The sequence below is a fragment of the Polaromonas sp. P1_H6 genome, from assembly GCF_056405195.1.
On record NZ_JBFUCN010000003.1, the window covers coordinates 121,673 to 138,944 of the forward strand.

At 65.2% G+C, this 17,272-nt stretch carries 17 protein-coding genes; 10 read left to right on the forward strand and 7 right to left on the reverse strand.

Annotated features, from left to right (window positions below; genetic code table 11):
* The first annotated feature begins 20 nt into the window (after positions 1–20).
* Positions 21–353: a hypothetical protein gene (locus tag AC1D1F_RS04280; RefSeq protein WP_477678567.1), complete on the forward strand. Its 333-nt coding sequence runs from the start codon at positions 21–23 to the stop codon at positions 351–353.
* 115 nt (positions 354–468) lie between these two features.
* On the opposite strand, the gene AC1D1F_RS04285 is transcribed toward AC1D1F_RS04280, so the two are convergent.
* Positions 469–1,284, reverse strand: coding sequence for a siderophore-interacting protein (locus tag AC1D1F_RS04285; protein WP_477678568.1), 816 nt, complete (start codon positions 1,282–1,284; stop codon positions 469–471).
* 194 nt (positions 1,285–1,478) lie between these two features.
* Here AC1D1F_RS04285 and purT point away from each other — a divergent pair, with 194 nt between their 5' ends.
* Both purT and AC1D1F_RS04295 read left to right on the forward strand, forming a co-directional pair.
* The gene (gene purT / locus AC1D1F_RS04290; RefSeq protein ID WP_477678569.1) at positions 1,479–2,684 is read left to right on the forward strand and encodes a formate-dependent phosphoribosylglycinamide formyltransferase; all 1,206 of its coding nucleotides are present in this window, start codon (positions 1,479–1,481) and stop codon (positions 2,682–2,684) included.
* A 47-nt stretch (positions 2,685–2,731) separates the two neighbouring features.
* A complete protein-coding gene (locus AC1D1F_RS04295; RefSeq protein WP_477678570.1) occupies positions 2,732–3,832 on the forward strand; it encodes a mechanosensitive ion channel family protein in 1,101 nt (366 codons plus the stop codon).
* Between the two features lie 11 nt (positions 3,833–3,843).
* Here AC1D1F_RS04295 and ddpX read toward each other — a convergent pair whose 3' ends face one another.
* Entirely contained in the window at positions 3,844–4,416 is a 573-nt protein-coding gene (gene ddpX / locus AC1D1F_RS04300; RefSeq protein ID WP_477678571.1) for a D-alanyl-D-alanine dipeptidase, read from the reverse strand.
* A gap of 88 nt (positions 4,417–4,504) precedes the next feature.
* Here ddpX and AC1D1F_RS04305 point away from each other — a divergent pair, with 88 nt between their 5' ends.
* The gene (locus tag AC1D1F_RS04305) at positions 4,505–5,650 is read left to right on the forward strand and encodes a hypothetical protein (protein WP_477696088.1); all 1,146 of its coding nucleotides are present in this window, start codon (positions 4,505–4,507) and stop codon (positions 5,648–5,650) included.
* A gap of 14 nt (positions 5,651–5,664) precedes the next feature.
* Here AC1D1F_RS04305 and AC1D1F_RS04310 read toward each other — a convergent pair whose 3' ends face one another.
* Complete coding sequence (locus AC1D1F_RS04310) at positions 5,665–7,164, reverse strand: AMP nucleosidase (protein ID WP_477675207.1); 1,500 nt, start codon at positions 7,162–7,164, stop codon at positions 5,665–5,667.
* Between the two features lie 89 nt (positions 7,165–7,253).
* Here AC1D1F_RS04310 and AC1D1F_RS04315 point away from each other — a divergent pair, with 89 nt between their 5' ends.
* Together AC1D1F_RS04315 and AC1D1F_RS04320 are read left to right on the forward strand one after the other, a co-directional pair.
* A complete protein-coding gene (locus AC1D1F_RS04315; RefSeq protein ID WP_477675208.1) occupies positions 7,254–8,615 on the forward strand; it encodes a S1 family peptidase in 1,362 nt (453 codons plus the stop codon).
* Positions 8,612–9,613 (forward strand): FHA domain-containing protein, encoded by a 1,002-nt coding sequence (locus AC1D1F_RS04320; RefSeq protein WP_477675209.1) that lies wholly within the window; start codon positions 8,612–8,614, stop codon positions 9,611–9,613. The genes AC1D1F_RS04315 and AC1D1F_RS04320 overlap by 4 nt, the downstream gene beginning before the upstream one ends.
* On the opposite strand, the gene gorA is transcribed toward AC1D1F_RS04320, so the two are convergent.
* Entirely contained in the window at positions 9,610–10,980 is a 1,371-nt protein-coding gene (gene gorA, locus AC1D1F_RS04325) for a glutathione-disulfide reductase (RefSeq protein WP_477675210.1), read from the reverse strand. The two genes, AC1D1F_RS04320 and gorA, sit on opposite strands and share 4 nt — an antisense overlap.
* Before the next feature lie 72 nt (positions 10,981–11,052).
* Positions 11,053–11,943 (reverse strand): LysR family transcriptional regulator, encoded by an 891-nt coding sequence (locus AC1D1F_RS04330; RefSeq protein ID WP_477675211.1) that lies wholly within the window; start codon positions 11,941–11,943, stop codon positions 11,053–11,055.
* Positions 11,944–12,081: 138 nt separating this feature from the next.
* Here AC1D1F_RS04330 and AC1D1F_RS04335 point away from each other — a divergent pair, with 138 nt between their 5' ends.
* Both AC1D1F_RS04335 and AC1D1F_RS04340 read left to right on the forward strand, forming a co-directional pair.
* On the forward strand, positions 12,082–12,735 hold the full coding sequence (locus tag AC1D1F_RS04335) for a glutathione S-transferase family protein (RefSeq protein WP_477696087.1): 654 nt from the start codon (positions 12,082–12,084) through the stop codon (positions 12,733–12,735).
* Positions 12,732–13,712 (forward strand): pyridoxamine 5'-phosphate oxidase family protein, encoded by a 981-nt coding sequence (locus AC1D1F_RS04340; RefSeq protein ID WP_477675213.1) that lies wholly within the window; start codon positions 12,732–12,734, stop codon positions 13,710–13,712. Before AC1D1F_RS04335 ends, AC1D1F_RS04340 begins: the two co-directional genes overlap by 4 nt.
* On the opposite strand, the gene AC1D1F_RS04345 is transcribed toward AC1D1F_RS04340, so the two are convergent.
* The gene (locus tag AC1D1F_RS04345; protein ID WP_477675214.1) at positions 13,709–14,632 is read right to left on the reverse strand and encodes a LysR substrate-binding domain-containing protein; all 924 of its coding nucleotides are present in this window, start codon (positions 14,630–14,632) and stop codon (positions 13,709–13,711) included. The two genes, AC1D1F_RS04340 and AC1D1F_RS04345, sit on opposite strands and share 4 nt — an antisense overlap.
* Positions 14,633–14,784: 152 nt before the next feature.
* Between AC1D1F_RS04345 and AC1D1F_RS04350 the strand changes: the two genes are divergently transcribed.
* A complete protein-coding gene (locus AC1D1F_RS04350) occupies positions 14,785–15,039 on the forward strand; it encodes a DUF2917 domain-containing protein (protein WP_477675215.1) in 255 nt (84 codons plus the stop codon).
* A complete protein-coding gene (locus AC1D1F_RS04355; protein WP_477675216.1) occupies positions 15,033–15,818 on the forward strand; it encodes a crotonase/enoyl-CoA hydratase family protein in 786 nt (261 codons plus the stop codon). The genes AC1D1F_RS04350 and AC1D1F_RS04355 overlap by 7 nt, the downstream gene beginning before the upstream one ends.
* A 326-nt stretch (positions 15,819–16,144) precedes the next feature.
* Here the strand turns inward: AC1D1F_RS04355 and AC1D1F_RS04360 are convergent, their stop codons facing one another.
* Positions 16,145–17,065 carry a LysR family transcriptional regulator gene (locus tag AC1D1F_RS04360; RefSeq protein WP_477675217.1) on the reverse strand — a complete coding sequence of 307 codons (921 nt, stop codon included), beginning with the start codon at positions 17,063–17,065 and terminating at the stop codon, positions 16,145–16,147.
* Between the last annotated feature and the right edge of the window lie 207 nt (positions 17,066–17,272).

A 17,272-nucleotide genomic window follows, 5' to 3' on the forward strand; every position in this document is an offset into this window, starting at 1 on the left:
TCAAACTCGAGTATCACCGCATGACGACGCCTCGCAAATCATCTTCCCTTGAGAAAATCGGCGGAACTGGCGTGATTGTTCTGCTCGCTGCATTTGCGCTCTATGGGGGTCTCACTGCCTTGTTGACGGGTGAGTTCTCAACGTTCGGGGCACGTGGCAATCCTTCCAAACTTCAACACTACAGCGGCCTGAAGGCTTACCTGTCCGGTTCTTTCCTCGTGGCGGTAGGGGCTACGTTGCTGCTAGTCCCCTGGATCGACATATTTCAGTCTCGCCTGCTTCGGGCAATCCTTGTTATGGACGGCGTCTTGTTTGTGTTGACAGTCGGCTCGTATGCCTGGTTCAGGGCCTAGCTAGCTCCGAAATCTTTCCGGTCAACGTCAGCGCAATCCAGAACCCCACCAATAAGCCAGTCGGAGATCACGCGCGTCCAACTGGTCGCGCGGAAAGAACACGCAGCTCAGAGGCTCAGGCATCCTCACCATAGTCATGGTCGGGATGGTTCACCGTACCTAATTTCCAGTAGCCACGCCCCACGATGCGGCTGCGCTCCACGCCGAGTTCTTCAATCAGCAACTGGCGTAAGCGACGCATGGCCGCGGCTTCGCAAGCCAAATAGATGCGCGCGTCGGCCGCGGGGGCACCGGCTTGGCGCAAGGCCGCTTCCAGTGCGCTGCCGGCCTGGGTGTTGTCGGCCCCGCGCGCCACCCAGCGGGCCTCCACTTTCGCAGCGCTGTTCAGCGGGCGCTCTTCGGCGGCATCGACCACTTCGACCAGCACCTGCGCCTGCGCACTCGCGGGCAAGGCGGCCAGGATGGTTTCAAAAGCGGGCAGGGCGCTGTCGTCGCCGATCAGCATGTGCACAGGCGCGTCCAGCGCGAGTTTGTAGCCAGGGCCTGGCCCCATCAAAAACAGCACCTGGCCGACCTGCGCCTGCGCGGCCCAGGTGGATGCGGGGCCGTCGCCGTGCAGCACAAAGTCGACGTCGACCTCGTGCAGGTCCGCGCGCACGGCAAGCGGCGTGTAAGTGCGCATGGACTTCGGCCTCGGTCCGTCGGGCAGCGGGCGATCCGGTTCTGTCTGGCCGGGCTCGGGAAATATCAGCTTCATATAAGAAGCCGGGTCGTTGACTTCAAAGCCTTCAAGCTCCGCGCCTTGCAAGGTGATGCGGCGCATCAGCGGGCTCAAGGTCTGCACGCGCGTGACCTGCACGCGGCGCGGCGGCCGGCGTTTGCGCGGCGGGGCTTCGGGGGAGGGGGTGACGGAAGCGGGTGTGGTGGACATGATGTCTTTCAAGGGCGGATGCGTCTAGTTGAGAATTATTATCATCTGATCGCAATGACCGGTGCTGCGCAAGGGCAAAGAGGCAAACGTCCTACCCAGGCGCGCAGGGCCGGTGCAGTAAAGTAAGCCCAGGCGGCGCCCTTCCGGCCTTGCGGCCGCCGTCCCCTCCTTCCCCCACTCTTACAACAGCGCTTATGACCATCTTCGGAACCCCTTTGTCTCCCCATGCCACCAAAGTCATGCTGCTCGGCTCCGGCGAGCTGGGCAAGGAGGTGCTGATCGCGCTGCAGCGCCTGGGTGTGGAGACCATCGCCACCGACCGCTACGAGAACGCACCGGGCCAGCAGGTGGCGCACCATGCGCGCACCATCACCATGAGCGACCCGGCCCAGCTCAAGGCCCTGATTGAAAAAGAAAAGCCCGACCTGGTCGTGCCCGAGATCGAGGCCATCGCTACCGCCATGCTCGAAGAACTCGAAGCCGCCGGCACGGTGCGCGTGATCCCCACGGCCCGTGCCGCGCGCCTGACCATGGATCGCGAGGGCATACGCCGCCTGGCCGCCGAAACCCTGGGCCTGCCCACCAGCCCCTATGTGTTCTGCGATTCGCTGGAGGAATTGCAGGCCGCGATTGATTCGACCACGGGATACCCCTGCATCGTCAAGCCGGTGATGAGCTCCTCGGGCAAGGGCCAGAGCAAGATCGCCGGGCCGGCCGACGTGAAGAAAGCCTGGGACTACGCCATGGCCGGCGGCCGCGTGAGCCACGGCCGCGTGATCGTCGAGGGTTTTATCGACTTCGACTACGAGATCACCCAGCTCACAGTGCGCGCCATGGGCGCCGACGGCAAGATTGAAACCCATTTCTGCGAGCCGATTGGCCATGTCCAGGTCAGCGGCGACTATGTCGAAAGCTGGCAGCCGCACCCCATGCGACCGGCCGCGCTGCAAAAAAGCCGCGACATCTGCAAAGCCGTGACCGACAACCTGGGCGGCCAGGGCCTGTTCGGCGTCGAACTGTTCGTCAAGGGTGAGGATGTCTGGTTCAGCGAAGTGAGCCCGCGTCCGCACGACACCGGCATGGTCACCATGTGCACCCAGTGGCAGAACGAATTTGAGCTGCATGCCCGTGCCATTCTGGGTCTGCCGGTCAACACCGCGCTCAAGAGCCCGGGCGCCAGCGCCGTGATCTACGGCGGTGTCGATGCCGAGGGCATTGTGTTCGACGGCGTGGCCGAGGCGCTGCGTGTGCCCAACTCCGACATCCGCCTCTTCGGCAAGCCCGAGAGTTTTGTGAAACGCCGCATGGGCGTGGCGCTGGTTTTTGATGCCGACGTCGAAACCGCGCGCATCAACGCCAAAACCGCCGCCGCCCTGGTGCGGCCGCGCAAGGCCGGCTGAGAAGCTGTTATCGGGAAGCCTGCAGCCATGCCTGGAGCCGTTCACTGATGAATGTCGGCGATCTTCATCTCCTGGAGGACACCGCCTGGCGCGTGCTGTTCTCGGCGGTGGTGGCCGTGGTGCTGGCCCTGGTGGTGCACCGCGTCGGCGCGGCGGTGATTTGGCGCATCACGCGCAACCTGCCGATTTCCAGCGCGGTGGCGCGCCGCAGCTGGCGGCCCACGCGCTTTGTGCTGCCGCTGATCGCGCTGCAGGGTGTCTGGCAGGCCGCGCCTGACGCGCTGCCGCTGATTTCACAAGTGCGCCACGGCAACATCCTGCTGCTGCTGGCCACCGTCACCTGGCTGGCGCTGCGCGCCGTCGACGGCGTGGCGCAAGGCGTCATAGGCCAGCATTCGGTCGAGGTGGAAGACAATCTCAACGCGCGCCGCATCCACACCCAGACGCGGCTGCTCGCGCGCATCGTCGGCTTCATGGTGCTGGTCACGGGCCTGTCGATGATGTTGATGACCTTCCCCGGCGCGCGCCAACTGGGCGCCAGTCTGCTGGCCTCGGCCGGCGTGATCGGCATCGTGGCCGGTATCGCGGCCCGCCCGGTGTTCAGCAACCTGATCGCCGGCCTGCAGCTCGCGCTGGCCCAGCCCCTGCGCATCGACGACGTGCTCATCGTGCAGGGCGAGTGGGGCCGCGTCGAGGAAATCACCGGCACTTACGTGGTGCTCAAGATCTGGGACGAGCGCCGCATGATCATCCCGCTGCAGTGGTTTATCGAAAACCCCTTCCAGAACTGGACACGCAACAGCGCGCAGATCATAGGCACAGTGTTCGTCTGGGTGGACTACCGCATGCCGCTGGAGCCGCTGCGCCAGGCCGCGCGCCGCGCCTGCGAAGCGGCGCCCGAATGGGACAAGCGCCTGTGCCTCTTGCAGGTGGTGGAGGCTGGCGAGCGCAGCATGCAACTGCGCCTGCTGCTCACCTCGGGCAACTCCGGCCTCAACTGGGACCTGCGCTGCAAGGTACGCGAGGCGCTGGTGGATTTCATGCAGCGCGAGTACCCGCAGTTCCTGCCGACGATGCGGGCCGAGATCGCAAAGGGGGATGAGAGCTCCCAGGCTGATAAGCCCACGGGACCGCCATCGCAAGCCTAGGCTTGCGGGCTTCAGGCGGCGGCGTCCAGGCAACCGGCAAACACCGCGCTGCTGACCAGCTCGAACTCTTTCGCTTCCGGCAACTGGTAGTGCCACCATTCCATGGGGTGGTGCACAAACCCGGCTTCCAGCATGATGGTCAGCAGCTTCATGCGGTTGAGCTGTACCGCGGCCGGCAGGTCGGCGTAGAAGTGGTGCGAGGCCGGCGTCATGGTGTCGACCGGCGTGCCCATGTCGAGCTCATTGCCGCCGGCATCCAGCAAGGTCAGGTCCACCGCCACGCCGCGCGTGTGGTTGGAGCCCTTGGCCGGGTCGGCCACATAACCCGGCACCGGCAGCACCGCCCAAAGCGCTTCCTGCGCCTCGTGCGGGCGGAAGGCGTCAAAAATCTTGAGCTTGTAGCCGAAGCCGCGCGCCGCCGCCACCGCGCGGCGCAGGCAGGCTTCGGCCTCGGGGTGCAGAAAGCAGAAGGTGTGGCCGTAGATCACCTGGCCGGTGAAGTTGTCGGGCCGCGCATACATCATGTCGATGACGACGTCGTGCGTGGCTTCCCTGATCTGGACGAGGGGCTGGCTAGGGTTCATATCTCTTGAAGCGATTGGATGGCTACTTATACTGTTTCCGTCGAAAGGCTGGTCATTAAAACAATATCCAATGTATCAGGGGGAATTCATGGAATCAGCAGCGCTCACAGCAAAATTCTGGAAGGTGACTCGAATCAGCAAGGCCTTCCTGAGCATTCTGATCGCCATGGCCGCCTCCCTTGCCTGTGCCGACCCGTGTGCGGAAAAAATCAACATCCGGATATGGGCCGAAAAGTACAGGGAGGGATTGACGGCACGGAACCAGACTCTCTCGGAAATTCGCACTTGTATTGCAACAACACCGCAGAGTGAAATCGCATTCGATACCCTGGCGATTCAGGGTATCAGGGCAGCGTCTTCATTTACGGAAACCTCGATGGAGCAGCGGGAGAGTTTCCTGCGTTTTAATGCTGACCTGCTATGGATTTTGGCTGAGGCCGGCTTCGCGAGCTCACAGCACAACCTTGCCGCCCTGCATAACGCGCGTCCGGGGAGTCTTGACCAAACAGCGATACGGCAAGATTTGAAAATATTCATTTACTGGACACGCCAGGCTGCCGCTCAAGGGGAACCCCGTGCGATGTTCAATCTCGCGGCACGGCTCGCGCGAGGCATTCCCGAGCTTGGCGTCGCGCAAGACCAGGCCATGGCCTACAAGCTTTTCACGCAGGTCGAGAAAATCAGTTCCGCAACTGGAGATGTAATGGGCTTGGCCGCCCCTGCCCTGCAGGAGAAACAGAAATTGCTGGCTGCGCTGGGCAATGGGCAGGCCGTATTGCTGGACCGCGAATCCCTGGACCTGGCGGCATTAAAGCCCAAGGGGCCTCTTGAAGGAAGCTCCTGGAATCACGAGGCCAACGTACGAGAGACCGTCATGCGCTTTTACAAAATGCGGATGGCGCAGGGCGAAGAAGCGGCCTGGGCCTGGCAGCAAAAGTGTTACGCGAACATCCTTGGCCTCAGACGCGACTCTATTGAACATGAGGCGTGCGTGGCATTCGACATCGCCGGCACGCAGCTGGCAGTCGCATTAAGTCAAGGGGCGGGACAGGCGGCTCAAAAGCCAATTGCCACGCAATACGAGAAAAACGTATTCGTTTTGCGTGTTGCCAATGCCTTCATGCAGACGGGCATGACTTCGGGTAAAGCGGTTGAGCGGGTGCTGGAGGTCAGCGCACTGGTGGCCAAAGCCACAGCTGAAGTAAGCGATATTGTCGGCAAAGACAAAAAGTAAAAGACCGCCTCGGCTTACTGGAAAGCCACTTCCGAGAAGCTGCGCAGCTTGCGGCTGTGCAGCTGCGTGATGCCTTCGGCACGCAGCAGCTCGATGGCGCGTATGCCGATGCGCAGGTGCTGGTCCACGCGTTCGCGGTAGAAGTGGTTGGCCATGCCCGGCAGCTTGATCTCGCCGTGCAGCGGCTTGTCGCTCACGCACAGCAGGGTGCCATAGGGAACGCGAAAACGGAAACCGTTGGCGGCAATCGTCGCGCTTTCCATGTCCAGCGCCACCGCGCGGCTCTGGCTGAAGCGGCGCTGCGGCTGGTTGCCTGGCAGCAGTTCCCAGTTGCGGTTGTCGGTGGAGGCCACGGTGCCGGTGCGCATGATGCGCTTGAGGTCGGGGCCGACCGCATGGGTTACGTCGGCCACGGCTTTTTCGAGCGCGACCTGTATTTCTGCCAGCGCCGGGATAGGCACCCACAGCGGCAACTCTTCGTCCAGCACGTGGTCTTCGCGCACATAGCCGTGGGCCAGCACGTAGTCGCCCAGCTGCTGGCTGTTGCGCAGGCCCGCGCAGTGGCCCAGCATGATCCAGGCGTGCGGGCGCAGCACGGCGATGTGGTCGGTGATGTTCTTGGCGTTGGCCGGGCCCACGCCGATGTTGACCATGGTGATGCCGCTGTGGTCGGCGCGCAGCAGGTGGTAGCCCGGCATCTGCGGCAGGCGCGGCGGCGGCACGCCGAGCTCGTCGCCCTCGGCGGCGGGCAGGCCGGTGCGCCGGGTCACCACATTGCCGGGCTCGACGAAGGCGATGTACTCGCTGTCCGGGTCGGCCATGGCTTCATGGCCCAGGCGCACGAACTCGTCGATATAGAACTGGTAGTTGGTGAACAGCACGAAGTTCTGGAACCAGTGCGGCGAGGTGCCCGTGTAGTGGCGAAGGCGCTGCAGCGAATAGTCGACGCGCGCCGCGGTGAACAGCGCCAGCGGCTGCGGCTCGCCGGGCAGGGGCTCGTAAGTGCCGTTGGCGATGCCGTCGTCCATCGCGGCCAGGTCGGGCAAGTCGAACACGTCGCGCATCAGCATGCGGCGCGCCGCCGTCATATTGCCTTCGATGTGGTCGTTCTCCGCGAATGAAAAGTGGATCGGTATCGGCTGCGTGCTGGTGCCGACTTCGAGTTCCACGTCGTGGTTCTGCATCAGCAGGCGAAATTGCTCGAGGTAGTAGTTGCCGTAGAGGTCGGGGCGGGTCAGCGTGGTCTCAAAGCGCCCGGGTCCGGCGACAAAACCGAAGCTCAGCTGCGAGATGTCGGGCGTTTCCAGTATGGCGCGTGCCACGGTGTCGGTGTGGATGCGCACAAAGGGGTAGCAGGCGCGCACGTGGCCGGGCAGGGTTTCGCCGGCCACATAACGCTGCATGGCGCTCCGCAGGTGGGCGATCTGCTGGTCGTAAATCGCGCGGACCTGGGCCAGCGCGGCGGCCGGGTCGCTGTAGCGGGTGGGGGCGATAAAAGGGGGAAGGTAGGGCATGAAGAGGGGGCCTGTCTTTCTACGTATGGCCCCATTGTGCGGCAACTCCCCGGCACTTGCTGTTCATCTCCAGACCCTAGAATGCGTCGATGAACCATTCCAAGCCTTCGAGGCAACTGCGGGCCCTATTGGGCGCCTTTCTGGGGGCTCTGTGCCTTCAGGCGGCCTACGCCCAGGCCCCCGCGCCGGCACGCGGCGCACCGGGCGCCGCCCCTGCCGCGGCGCCGGCCCAGATCTCCCGCGATGCCCAGCGCGCCTATGAAACCACCCGCGACAAGTTGGTGCAGATACGCACCCTGCTGCGCAACTCCAACACCCAGGCCAGCGTGGGCTCGGGCTTTTTTGTCTCGGCCAACGGCCTCATCATCACCAACTTCCACGTGGCCAGCCAGCTCGCGCTGGAGCCCGAGCGCTACCGCGGCGTCTACGTGCCGGTGGACGGCAAGGAGGCCGAAGTCGAACTGCTGGCCTTCGACGTACGCAACGACCTGGCCCTGCTGCGCGTGAAGGCGCCCGCCACGGGCATGCCGCAGCTGGCCTTTCGCGGCGCCGCCAGGCCGCTGGCGCGCGGCGAACGCATCTATTCGCTGGGCAACCCGCTGGACATCGGCTTTGCCGTGACCGAGGGCACCTACAACGGCCTGGTGCAGCGCAGCTTTTACCCGCGCATCTTTTTCGGCGGCGCGCTCAATCCCGGCATGAGCGGCGGCCCGGCGCTCGACGATGCGGGCCAGGTGGTCGGCATCAACGTCTCCAAGCGGCTGGACGGCGACCTGCTGAGCTTTTTGATCCCCGCCGAATTCGCCCAGGCCTTGCTGGCCAGGTCCGCCACGGCCCAGCCCATCACCAAGCCCGCGCATGCCGAAGTCGCGCGCCAGCTCGGCGAACACCAGGCCCTGCTGACGCAGCGCTTCACCGCCGCGCCCCTGACCGCGCAAAAGCACGGCGGCTACAGCGTGCCCGTGCCCGATGACGCGCTGGCCCGTTGCTGGGGCCGCGGGCGCGAGCCCGACTTCAAGGCCTTCGACCTGGAACGCACCGACTGCCAGATCGACAGCCATGTGTTCGCCGGCGACTTCAACACCGGCTACATACGCCTGCGCTACGAGGCCTACAACGCGCCCAAGCTCGGACCCCTGCGTTTCTCCGCGATGTATTCCCAGAGCTTCGCCAATGAATACTTCGCCACACGCGGCTCGCGCAAGGCCACGCCCGCCGAATGTTCGGAACGCTTTGTCGACACCGGCGGCATGCCCATGCGCGCCGTGGTCTGCATGAGCGCCTACCGCAAGCTGCCGGGCCTCTACGACGTGTCGGTGCTGACCATGTCGGTCAACCAGTCCACGCGCGGCGTGCAGGGCCGCATGGACGCGCAGGGGGTGAGTTTCGAGAACGGCCTCAAGCTGGTCTCGCACTACCTCGCCGGTTTCAAGTGGGAGGCCGCCAAATGAGCGCCACCCCCATCCTGGGCCTGCTGCAGGCCACCGACCGCAACGGCGCCACGGTTGCACGGCTCGAGGTGCGGCACTGGCCCGTCACCGTGGGACGCGCGCTCACGGCTGACCTGGTCCTGGACGACAGCCACGTGGCCGGCGAACACCTGCGCATCAGCCGCACGCCCGAGGGCGGCGTCAGCGTGCAGGTGCTGGACAGCATCAACGGCGTGGCCCTGGGCCGCGCCCGCCATGGCCGCGATGCGCAATTCAACTGGCCTGACGGCGAGGCGCTGGCCTTGGGCCGCCTCAAGCTGGGCCTGCGCCTGGCCGAAGCACCCGTGCCGGCCGAAGAACTGTTGCCGCACTTCCCCTGGCGCACCACCGGCTGGACCTTGCTCGCCCTGGCCGGCATGCTGGCCCTGGTGCTGGGCCAGTCCTGGCTCACGCTGACCGAGCCCTCGCAGCTTGCGCGGCAACTGCCCGGCCTGCTGGGCGCGGTGGCCCTGGGCTTCACCGTCTGGGCCGGGCTGTGGGCGCTGGCCACCAAGCTGTTCACCGGCCACCTGCAGTTCTGGCGCCATGTGCGCATCGCCTGCTTCAGTTCGCTGGCGGTGCAGGCGGTGTCCACGCTGGCCGGCCTGCTGGCCTTTATGTTCTCGCTCGAAAGCCTGGCGCGCTATGAGGGGCTGCTGGTGCTGCTGGGCGGCGCGGCCGCCGTCTACCTGCACCTCACGGTCATCGTCCCGCAGCGCCGCCGCGGCCTGGCCGGGCTGGTGGCCGGCATCGCCGTGCTGGGCATGGTCGCGATGCTGGGCACCAACTGGCTGCAGAACAAGCGCCTGTCGAACAAGCTTTACCTGTCCACCATTTACCCGCCCTCATTGCGCATGGCGCCCGCGGTGCCGGTGCCGCAGTTTCTGGAGGAGGCTGGTTCCATCCGCAAACGGCTGGATGAACGCTTGAAAGACCGGGAGCCTGATTCAGACACTCCCGAAGACCCGGACGCTGATTAGGGTTTTACGGGTTCCCGCATCGTCACGAATTCCTCGGCGACGGTCGGGTGAATCCCAATCGTGCTGTCAAAAATCGCCTTGGTCGCCCCGGCCTTCATGGCCACGGCAAAGCCCTGGACGATTTCGCCGGCATCCGGCCCCACCATGTGCAGGCCCACCACACGGTCGGTGGCGTCCTCGACCAGCAGCTTCATCAGTGTGCGTTCGGTGCTGCCGCTCAGTGTGTGCTTGAGGGCCTTGAAGTCGGCGCGGAACACCGTGACCTTGCCGAACTTCGCGCGCGCATCGGCTTCTGAATAACCGACCGTGCCGATGTTGGGGTGGGTGAAGACGGCCGTCGGCACAAACTCATAACTCATGTTGCGCCGCTTCTTGCCGGCTACCGGGCCGAAGAGCTGGTCCACCACCACCATGGCCTCGCCCAGCGCGACGGGCGTCAACTGCATGCGCGCCGTCACGTCGCCGAGCGCGTAGATGGACGGCACCGAGCTCTGGTAGTGCTCATTGACCTGGATGGCGCCGACGGCGTTCACCGCCACGCCTACGGTTTCCAGTCCGATGCCGTTGGCATTGGGCACACGGCCCGTGGCGTAAAGCACCGCGTCCACTTCGAGGCCTGCACCGCCGCCCTTGAACGCGATTTGCAGGCCGGTGTCGGTCTTGGTGATGGAATCCACTTCGGTGCCCAGCTGCAGCTTGACGCCGGTCTTGCTCATTTCGGCGGCGATAAAGCGGCGCACGTCGTCGTCGAAACCCGTGAGCAGCATGTCGCGGCGGTGCACCTGCGTGACCTCGGAGCCCAGGCCGTTGAAGATGGAAGCGAACTCGCAGGCGATATAGCCGCCGCCCACCACCATCAGGCGCTTCGGGAAAGGATTCAGGTCGAACATGTGGTCGGAGGTCAGCACATGCTCGCGGCCCGGCAAGGCGGGCACGGTGGCCGTGCCGCCGGTGGAGACCAGGATGTGTTTGGCGGTGAATTTCTGGTCGTCGACTTCGACGGTGTGTTCATCGAGCAGCCGGGCCCAGCCCTTGATGATCTTCACGCCCGCGCTTTCGAGCAGCTGCACGTAGATGCCGTTGAGCCGCTCGATCTCGCGCGCGCGGTTGGCTTTCAGGATGTCCCAATTGAAGACCGGCGCCTCGCCGGTCCAGCCGAAGCCGCGCGACTCTTCAAAGCTGTCGCCGTAGTGGGCGGCGTAGCTGTAGAGTTTTTTCGGGATGCAGCCCACGTTGACGCAGGTGCCGCCCATGGCCGCGAACTCGGCAAGGCCCACGCGCGCGCCGCGCTGGGCCGACATGCGCGCGGCGCGCACACCGCCGCTGCCGCCGCCGATCACAAAGAGGTCAAAGTCAAAAGTCCGCATGCGCTGTGTTCCTTGTTCTGCTGTCTGCTATTCGCTATTCACTGTTTGTGATCGGGTGCTGGACGCCGGCCCTCAAGACTGGAATTCCCGGAGCTCTTTTTTCATCCACTCAATGAACACCCGCGTGCGCATGGGCAGCAGCCGGGCGTGCGGGTAAACAATGTTGATGGGCCGGGGCGGCGGCTCGAAATCCTCCAGCACGGTGCGCAATTGTTTGCTCTTTAAAAACGGCGCCACCTGGTAGGACAAAAACGAACCGAATCCCGCACCTGCCGCGCAGGCCGCCACGGCCGGTGCGATCTGGTTGAACTCCAGATTACCACTGACGGCAAGCCGAAGCGGCCGGCCCTGGTCTATGAACGGGCCCCATGTGGGGGAATGGTCCGTCAGTCGCACACAGTTGGCCTTGAGCAGGTCCTTCGGGTGTTTAGGCACGCCGTGGCGGCGAACCCAGGCCGGACTGGCCACCACCAGGCGGCGGATGGTGCCCACCTTCTGCGCCACCAGGCTGGAGTCCTCAGGCTCGCCTATGCGTATGCCCACGTCTATGCCTTCCTCGAGCAGATTCACCACCCGGTCCAGCAGCACCATGGAGCAACGCATCTTCTCGTGCTGCCGCACAAAACGCGTGACGGCCGGCGCCACATGCATCTGGCCGAACAGCATGGGCGCGGTAATCGTCAGGTGGCCCGCGGGTTCGGCCGCGTCGGCGCTCAGCGCCGCCTCGGCATCGGCCAGCGCCGCCAGCAACTGCCGGCAGCTCTCCAGGTGGCGACGCCCCTCCTCGGTCAGCGAGATGCGGCGCGTCGTGCGGTTGAAGAGGCGCACGCCCAGCTGCGCCTCAAAACCGGCCAGCGTGCGCACCATGGCCGGCAGCGACGACTCCATGACCTGGGCCGCGGCCGTGAGGCTGCCTTGTTCGGCAATGTGAATAAAGGCCTGCATGGCCCGGAGTTTGTCCATGGCGACATGCTAACCCTGTTGCAGGGATTCATCCAGTTAATGGATTAGTTAAATGCCGTTTAAGCCATTTATTCAGGATAGCGGTTCAAACAGAATCCATCCCGAGAGCCAGATTCTTCAACTTTCCGAAAGCCCACCATGAGCACACCCGCCGCCAAAGCCCAGCCCGCACAGCCGATACGCCTGTACCGCGTCGCCATCTCCGGCCATTCGCACCGGGTGGAGCTGTTCCTCTCGCTGCTGGGCCTGCCCTTTGAGCGCATCGAGATCGACCTGGCTACCAAGGACCACAAGACGCCGGCCTTCCTGGCCATGAACGCCTTCGGCCAGGTGCCGGTGATCCAGGACGGCGAGGTCACGCTGGCCGACTCCAACGCCATCCTGGTCTACCTCAATGCGCGCTACGCCCCGGATGCCGAGCAATGGCTGCCGCGCGACCCGCTGGCCGCCGCGGCGGTGCAGCGCTGGTTGTCGGTGGCGGCCGGTCAGCTTGCCCACGGCCCGGCCGCCGCGCGCGTGATCCAGCTGTTCAATCGGCCGGAAAGCCCGGAAGCCATTGAGCGCGCGCATGCCCTGTTCGCGGTGATGGAGCAGCAACTGGGCCAGTCGGCCTTCCTTGCGGGCAGCACGCCCACGCTGGCCGACATCGCCAACTACAGCTATTCGGCCCATGCGCCCGAGGGCAAGGTCTCGCTGGAAGCCTACCCGCGCATACGCGCCTGGCTGGCCCGCATCGAGGCCTTGCCGCGCTTTGTGCCCATGGTCAGGACACCGATAGGGCTGGCCGCATGAGCGCCGCCACCTTCCATGAAGGCGAGCGTGCGGCGCAAGCGCGCGTAGGGGCGGCCGTGCGCGCGCGCATGGCGGAAATCGGCCCGCGCGTGATCCGCGACTTCATGCCCGACCAGCACCGCGAGTTTTTTGAGCAGCTGCCTTTTGTGGTCGCCGGCACGGTGGACGCGAGTGGCCAGCCCTGGGCCTCGGTGCTGGCCCAGCCGCCGGGGTTTATCCAGTCGCCCGATGCGCGCCACCTGCTGCTGCGCGCTCAGCCGCTCGCAGGCGACCCCCTGCAAGGCACGCTGGTCGACGGCGCCGCGATAGGCCTGCTGGGCATAGAGCCGCACACGCGACGGCGCAACCGCATGAACGGCATCGTGCGCGGCCTCAATGCCTCGGGCTTCGCGGTGGAACTGAGCCAGAGTTTCGGCAACTGCCCCAAGTACATCCAGGCGCGTGAGCCTGTCTATGTGGAGCGTCCCGTGCCCGCAACCGGGCCAGTGCTGCACGAGTCGCCGCAGCTGAGCGACGCGGCGCGCCGCATGATTGAGCAGGCCGACACGTTGTTCATCGCCACCGCCTATGCGGGCAATGGCAAGGACAATAGTGAGCAAGCCGGCCGCGCCGGCGGCGTCGACGTTTCGCACCGCGGCGGCAAGCCCGGCTTTGTGCGCGTGGAGGCCGACGGCACACTGACCGTGCCCGACTTCGTCGGCAACTACTTCTTCAACACCCTGGGCAACCTGGTGGTCAACCCGCGCGCCGGCCTGTTGTTCATTGACTTCGACACCGGCGATTTGTTGTACCTGGCCGTCACGGCCGACATCATCTGGGACGGCCCCGAGGTGGACTCCTTCGCCGGGGCGCAGCGCCTGATGCGCTTCAAGGTGCAAGCTATGCGGCTGGTGGAATCCTCTTTGCCGCTGCGCTGGGGTGAGGCGGAGCTGTCCCCGGTGCTGGAAGCCACGGGTGATTGGACCGGGCGCCCTTAGCCTATGGCCTCAAGCGCAAGTTCTCGCTCCAGCCAGGCACGGAATTTCTGCACCGCAGGCCTGTCCGTGCTGTGGGCCGAGGTCACGATACGGTAGGCCAGGCCATCCACCGTCTGGCCCGGCAAAACAACGGTGAGCTGGCCGCTGCGCAGCTGCGGCAGCATCAGCGGCGTGCGGCCTATGGCGATGCCGGCGCCCTGCACGGCGGCGGTCAGCACGTGTTCGTATTGCGAGAAATACAGGCAGGGCTGCTGCGCCGACTGCTTCAGGCCCAGGCGTTCGTACCAGTCCGGCCATGACATCCAGGGAAAGCGCGTGGCAGGGTCGTAGTACACCAGCAGCGGCGTGTGCAGGATGTCGGCCGCCGAATGGATGCGCGCCGCAACGGCAGGCGCGGCCACCAGCAGGGCCTGCTCCTGCAGCAGGGGCGGCGGGCCCTCGTCGCCCGGCTGCACCTGATAGAGCCGCACGGCCAGGTCCATGCCTTCGCGCTCCAGGTTGACCCGGTCTTCCGAGGCGTCGACGCGCACGTCGATGGCGGGCTCCAGCAACTGGAATTTTGCAAGCTTGGGCGCCAGCCACAGCGCGGCGAAGGAGGGCGTGGTGGTGACCGCCACCGAGACCCTGTCCACCGCCAGCAGGCGGTCCACGGCCGAGGCCAGTTGCGCCAGCGCCGCGCGAGCCGCCTCGTACAGCTCACGGCCCTGCGGTGTCAGGCTCAGGCCCTTGCCGCCGCGCAGGAACAGCGCCGCGCCCAGCGCGTCTTCCAGGCCCTTGACCTGCTTGCTCACCGCCGACTGCGTGATGCACAGCTCCTCGGCCGCCGCGGTAAAGCTCAGGTGCCGCGCCGCCGATTCGAAACCGCGTATCGCGTCCAGCGACATGGCGCGCAGCGCGTGGGAGGAAGAAGGGCTCAGCATGGCATGAACAACATGAGTGGCATGAACGGTGGGAATACCCCGGATGACAAACCATCCGGCCGCGCGGGCCGGGACCAGGGAAGAATCAAACCACACTTTTGAAAGGCGTGGCCATGAAGATCCCACAAACCCCACAGACCCTGAGAACTCCCTTGACGCTCGGGTCCATCCCCCAGCCCCTGCGCCTGCCGCGCGGCCAGGTCCTGGCCTGCGCCGGCGGCTGCCTCTGGATCACCAGCGATGCGCTGGCCGGGCTCCGCGACAGCGACATCGTGCTGGAGAACGGCCAGTCCTTCGTCACGCCGCAAGCCGCCACCTATTTTGTCGGCGCTCCGCGCGGTAGCGGCGTGCTGTCATTTGTTTCGTCCGACGCTACTGCCCGAAATCCCCTGGAGACTACATGCTGATAGAAAGCGAGCGCCGCGGCCAACACGCGGTGCTCATCCTGAACCGCCCCGAGAAACTGAACGCGCTCAGTTACGAGCTGATAGACGAACTGATGGACAAGCTCAATGCCCTGGAGCGTGACGACAGCGTGCGCTGCCTGGTGCTGACCGGCCAGGGCGACAAGGCTTTCAGCGCCGGTGCCGACATCGCGGGCTTTGCCCCCGACATTGCAAGCTCGCCCGAGGCGGCGTACCGCAACTTCGTGATGCGCGGCCAGGCCATGACCCGGCGCGTCGAGAACTACCCCAAACCCATCATCGCGGCCGTCAATGGCATCGCTTTCGGCGGCGGCTGCGAAACCATGGAGGCCTGCAGCATCGCCATCGCAGCCGAACACGCGAGCTTTGCCAAGCCCGAGATCCGCCTCGGCTTTCCACCGCCCTTCGGCGGCACGCAGCGCCTGCCGCGCCACATAGGCCGCAAGCGCGCCAACGAAATGATCCTGACCGGCGACGCCATCAGCGCCGAGGAAGCCCTGCTGATAGGCCTGGTCAACCACGTGGTGCCGGCCCATGAGCTGCTGCCCACCTGCCTGCGCATGGCCGACCGCATCGCCGAAAATTCCGCCGTGGCCGTGGCGGCCTCGTTGCGCGCGGTGACGCGCGGGCTCAATGTCTCCATCGACGAGGGCCTGGCCATGGAAGCCGCGCAGTTCATGATCGCGGCGGCTTCGCAGGATGCGCGCGAGGGCACGGCTGCATTTGTGGAGAAGCGGCCGGCGGTGTTCAAGCACCGCTGAAACGGCTTTGCGCCGGCAGGCGCGGCGGCTTGCGCGGTTTGCGCTTCGGGGCGCCTTGCCTAGGGCCTGTTAACGCTATTTATGCAAGATGCGTTGCGAGTCAAAAAGGCCTTGAGCAAGGCGCAAAACGCAGGCGGGGTGGACCCCGCCAAGGCTTTGCAACGCCGCGCAAGGCCTTTTTGATCGCAACCCGGAGGGAATGGGGTTAAAACGGCGCCACTCCGCGTTGCGCTCCTAGCCCAGACGCCCGGTCTGGGCGTCGTCGCGCGCCTTGATTGGCGCCGTTTTAACCCCATTCGCATTTGCATAAATAGCGTTAACAGGCCCTAGATCCGGCGTGTGCAGTCTTCCGGCCGCACGGAAGCCATGATGGCATCGATCAGATGCTGCGAGAAGGCCTCGCCCAGCGCCGACAGCGGCGACTTCTCCAGCGAGGCGATACCCAGCTGGTAGGCGATGCGGGGGCGAAACGGGCGGCTGCTGAAATTCATGTCGCGGCAATAGCTGGCCAGCAGCGCGTTGACGATGGACACGCCCAGGCCCTGTGCCACGAAAGCGCAGGCCACGCCCACGGAGTGCACTTCAGCCCCAATGCGCGGCATCACGCGAGCCTGCCGGAACGCCATGTCGATCTCGTGGCGGATCAGCCGCTGGCGCCCCAGCAGCACCAGCGACACATCGGCCAGGTCCAGCACGCCAACGGTTTCCAGTTTCTCCAGGGGGTGGCCCCGGGGCATGATGCACACGGCCTCCGCTTCGAGGCAGGCTTTCGCCTCAAGGCCCGCAATCTCCACCGGCAACCTGACCAGCCCCATATCGGCCTCACGGCTCAGCACGGCGCGTTCCGCATCCGAATACGAGCCGGACAGCACCTCAAGCACCGTGCCCGGATGCTGCCGCACAAAGCTGTCCACCACGGACGGCATGAGTTGCTGGGACAAGGTGCCGGGCACCGCGACTTTGAGCAACTGGCGGTTGAACCCGCCCAGGCGCAGCTGTTCGGTGTGGCGGCGAAAGCACTGTGCGGCGTCGACCAGCCCCTGGGTGTCCTGGAGCAGGGCCTGGGCTTCGCGCGTGGGAAGCAACCGCCCCTTTTCACGCACGAAAAGGCGCAAGCCCAGGTCTTCTTCAAACTGCGCCAGCAGCCGGCTGACCGCCGACTGCGACAAGTCCAGCCGCTGCGCCGCGCCCGTGGTCGAGCCTGAGGCCATGACTGCCTGGAAAACTTCGAGTTGTCTGAAATTCATGGCATGGGGCCCGATGGGAGATGCATGTCGCCGGCCGTCTGTTCGTGCTGTCCGGGCCATGCTATTGCACCGGCGGGCGTACCGCCACTTCTTCGCGAATCGCATAGCCCCATGCGGATTCATCATACCGTTGCGGGTCCCGAACCCGCGCACCAGAATCCCGTCGCAGCAGACCTCTGCCACCTCTGCAACATATCCATCTAACGA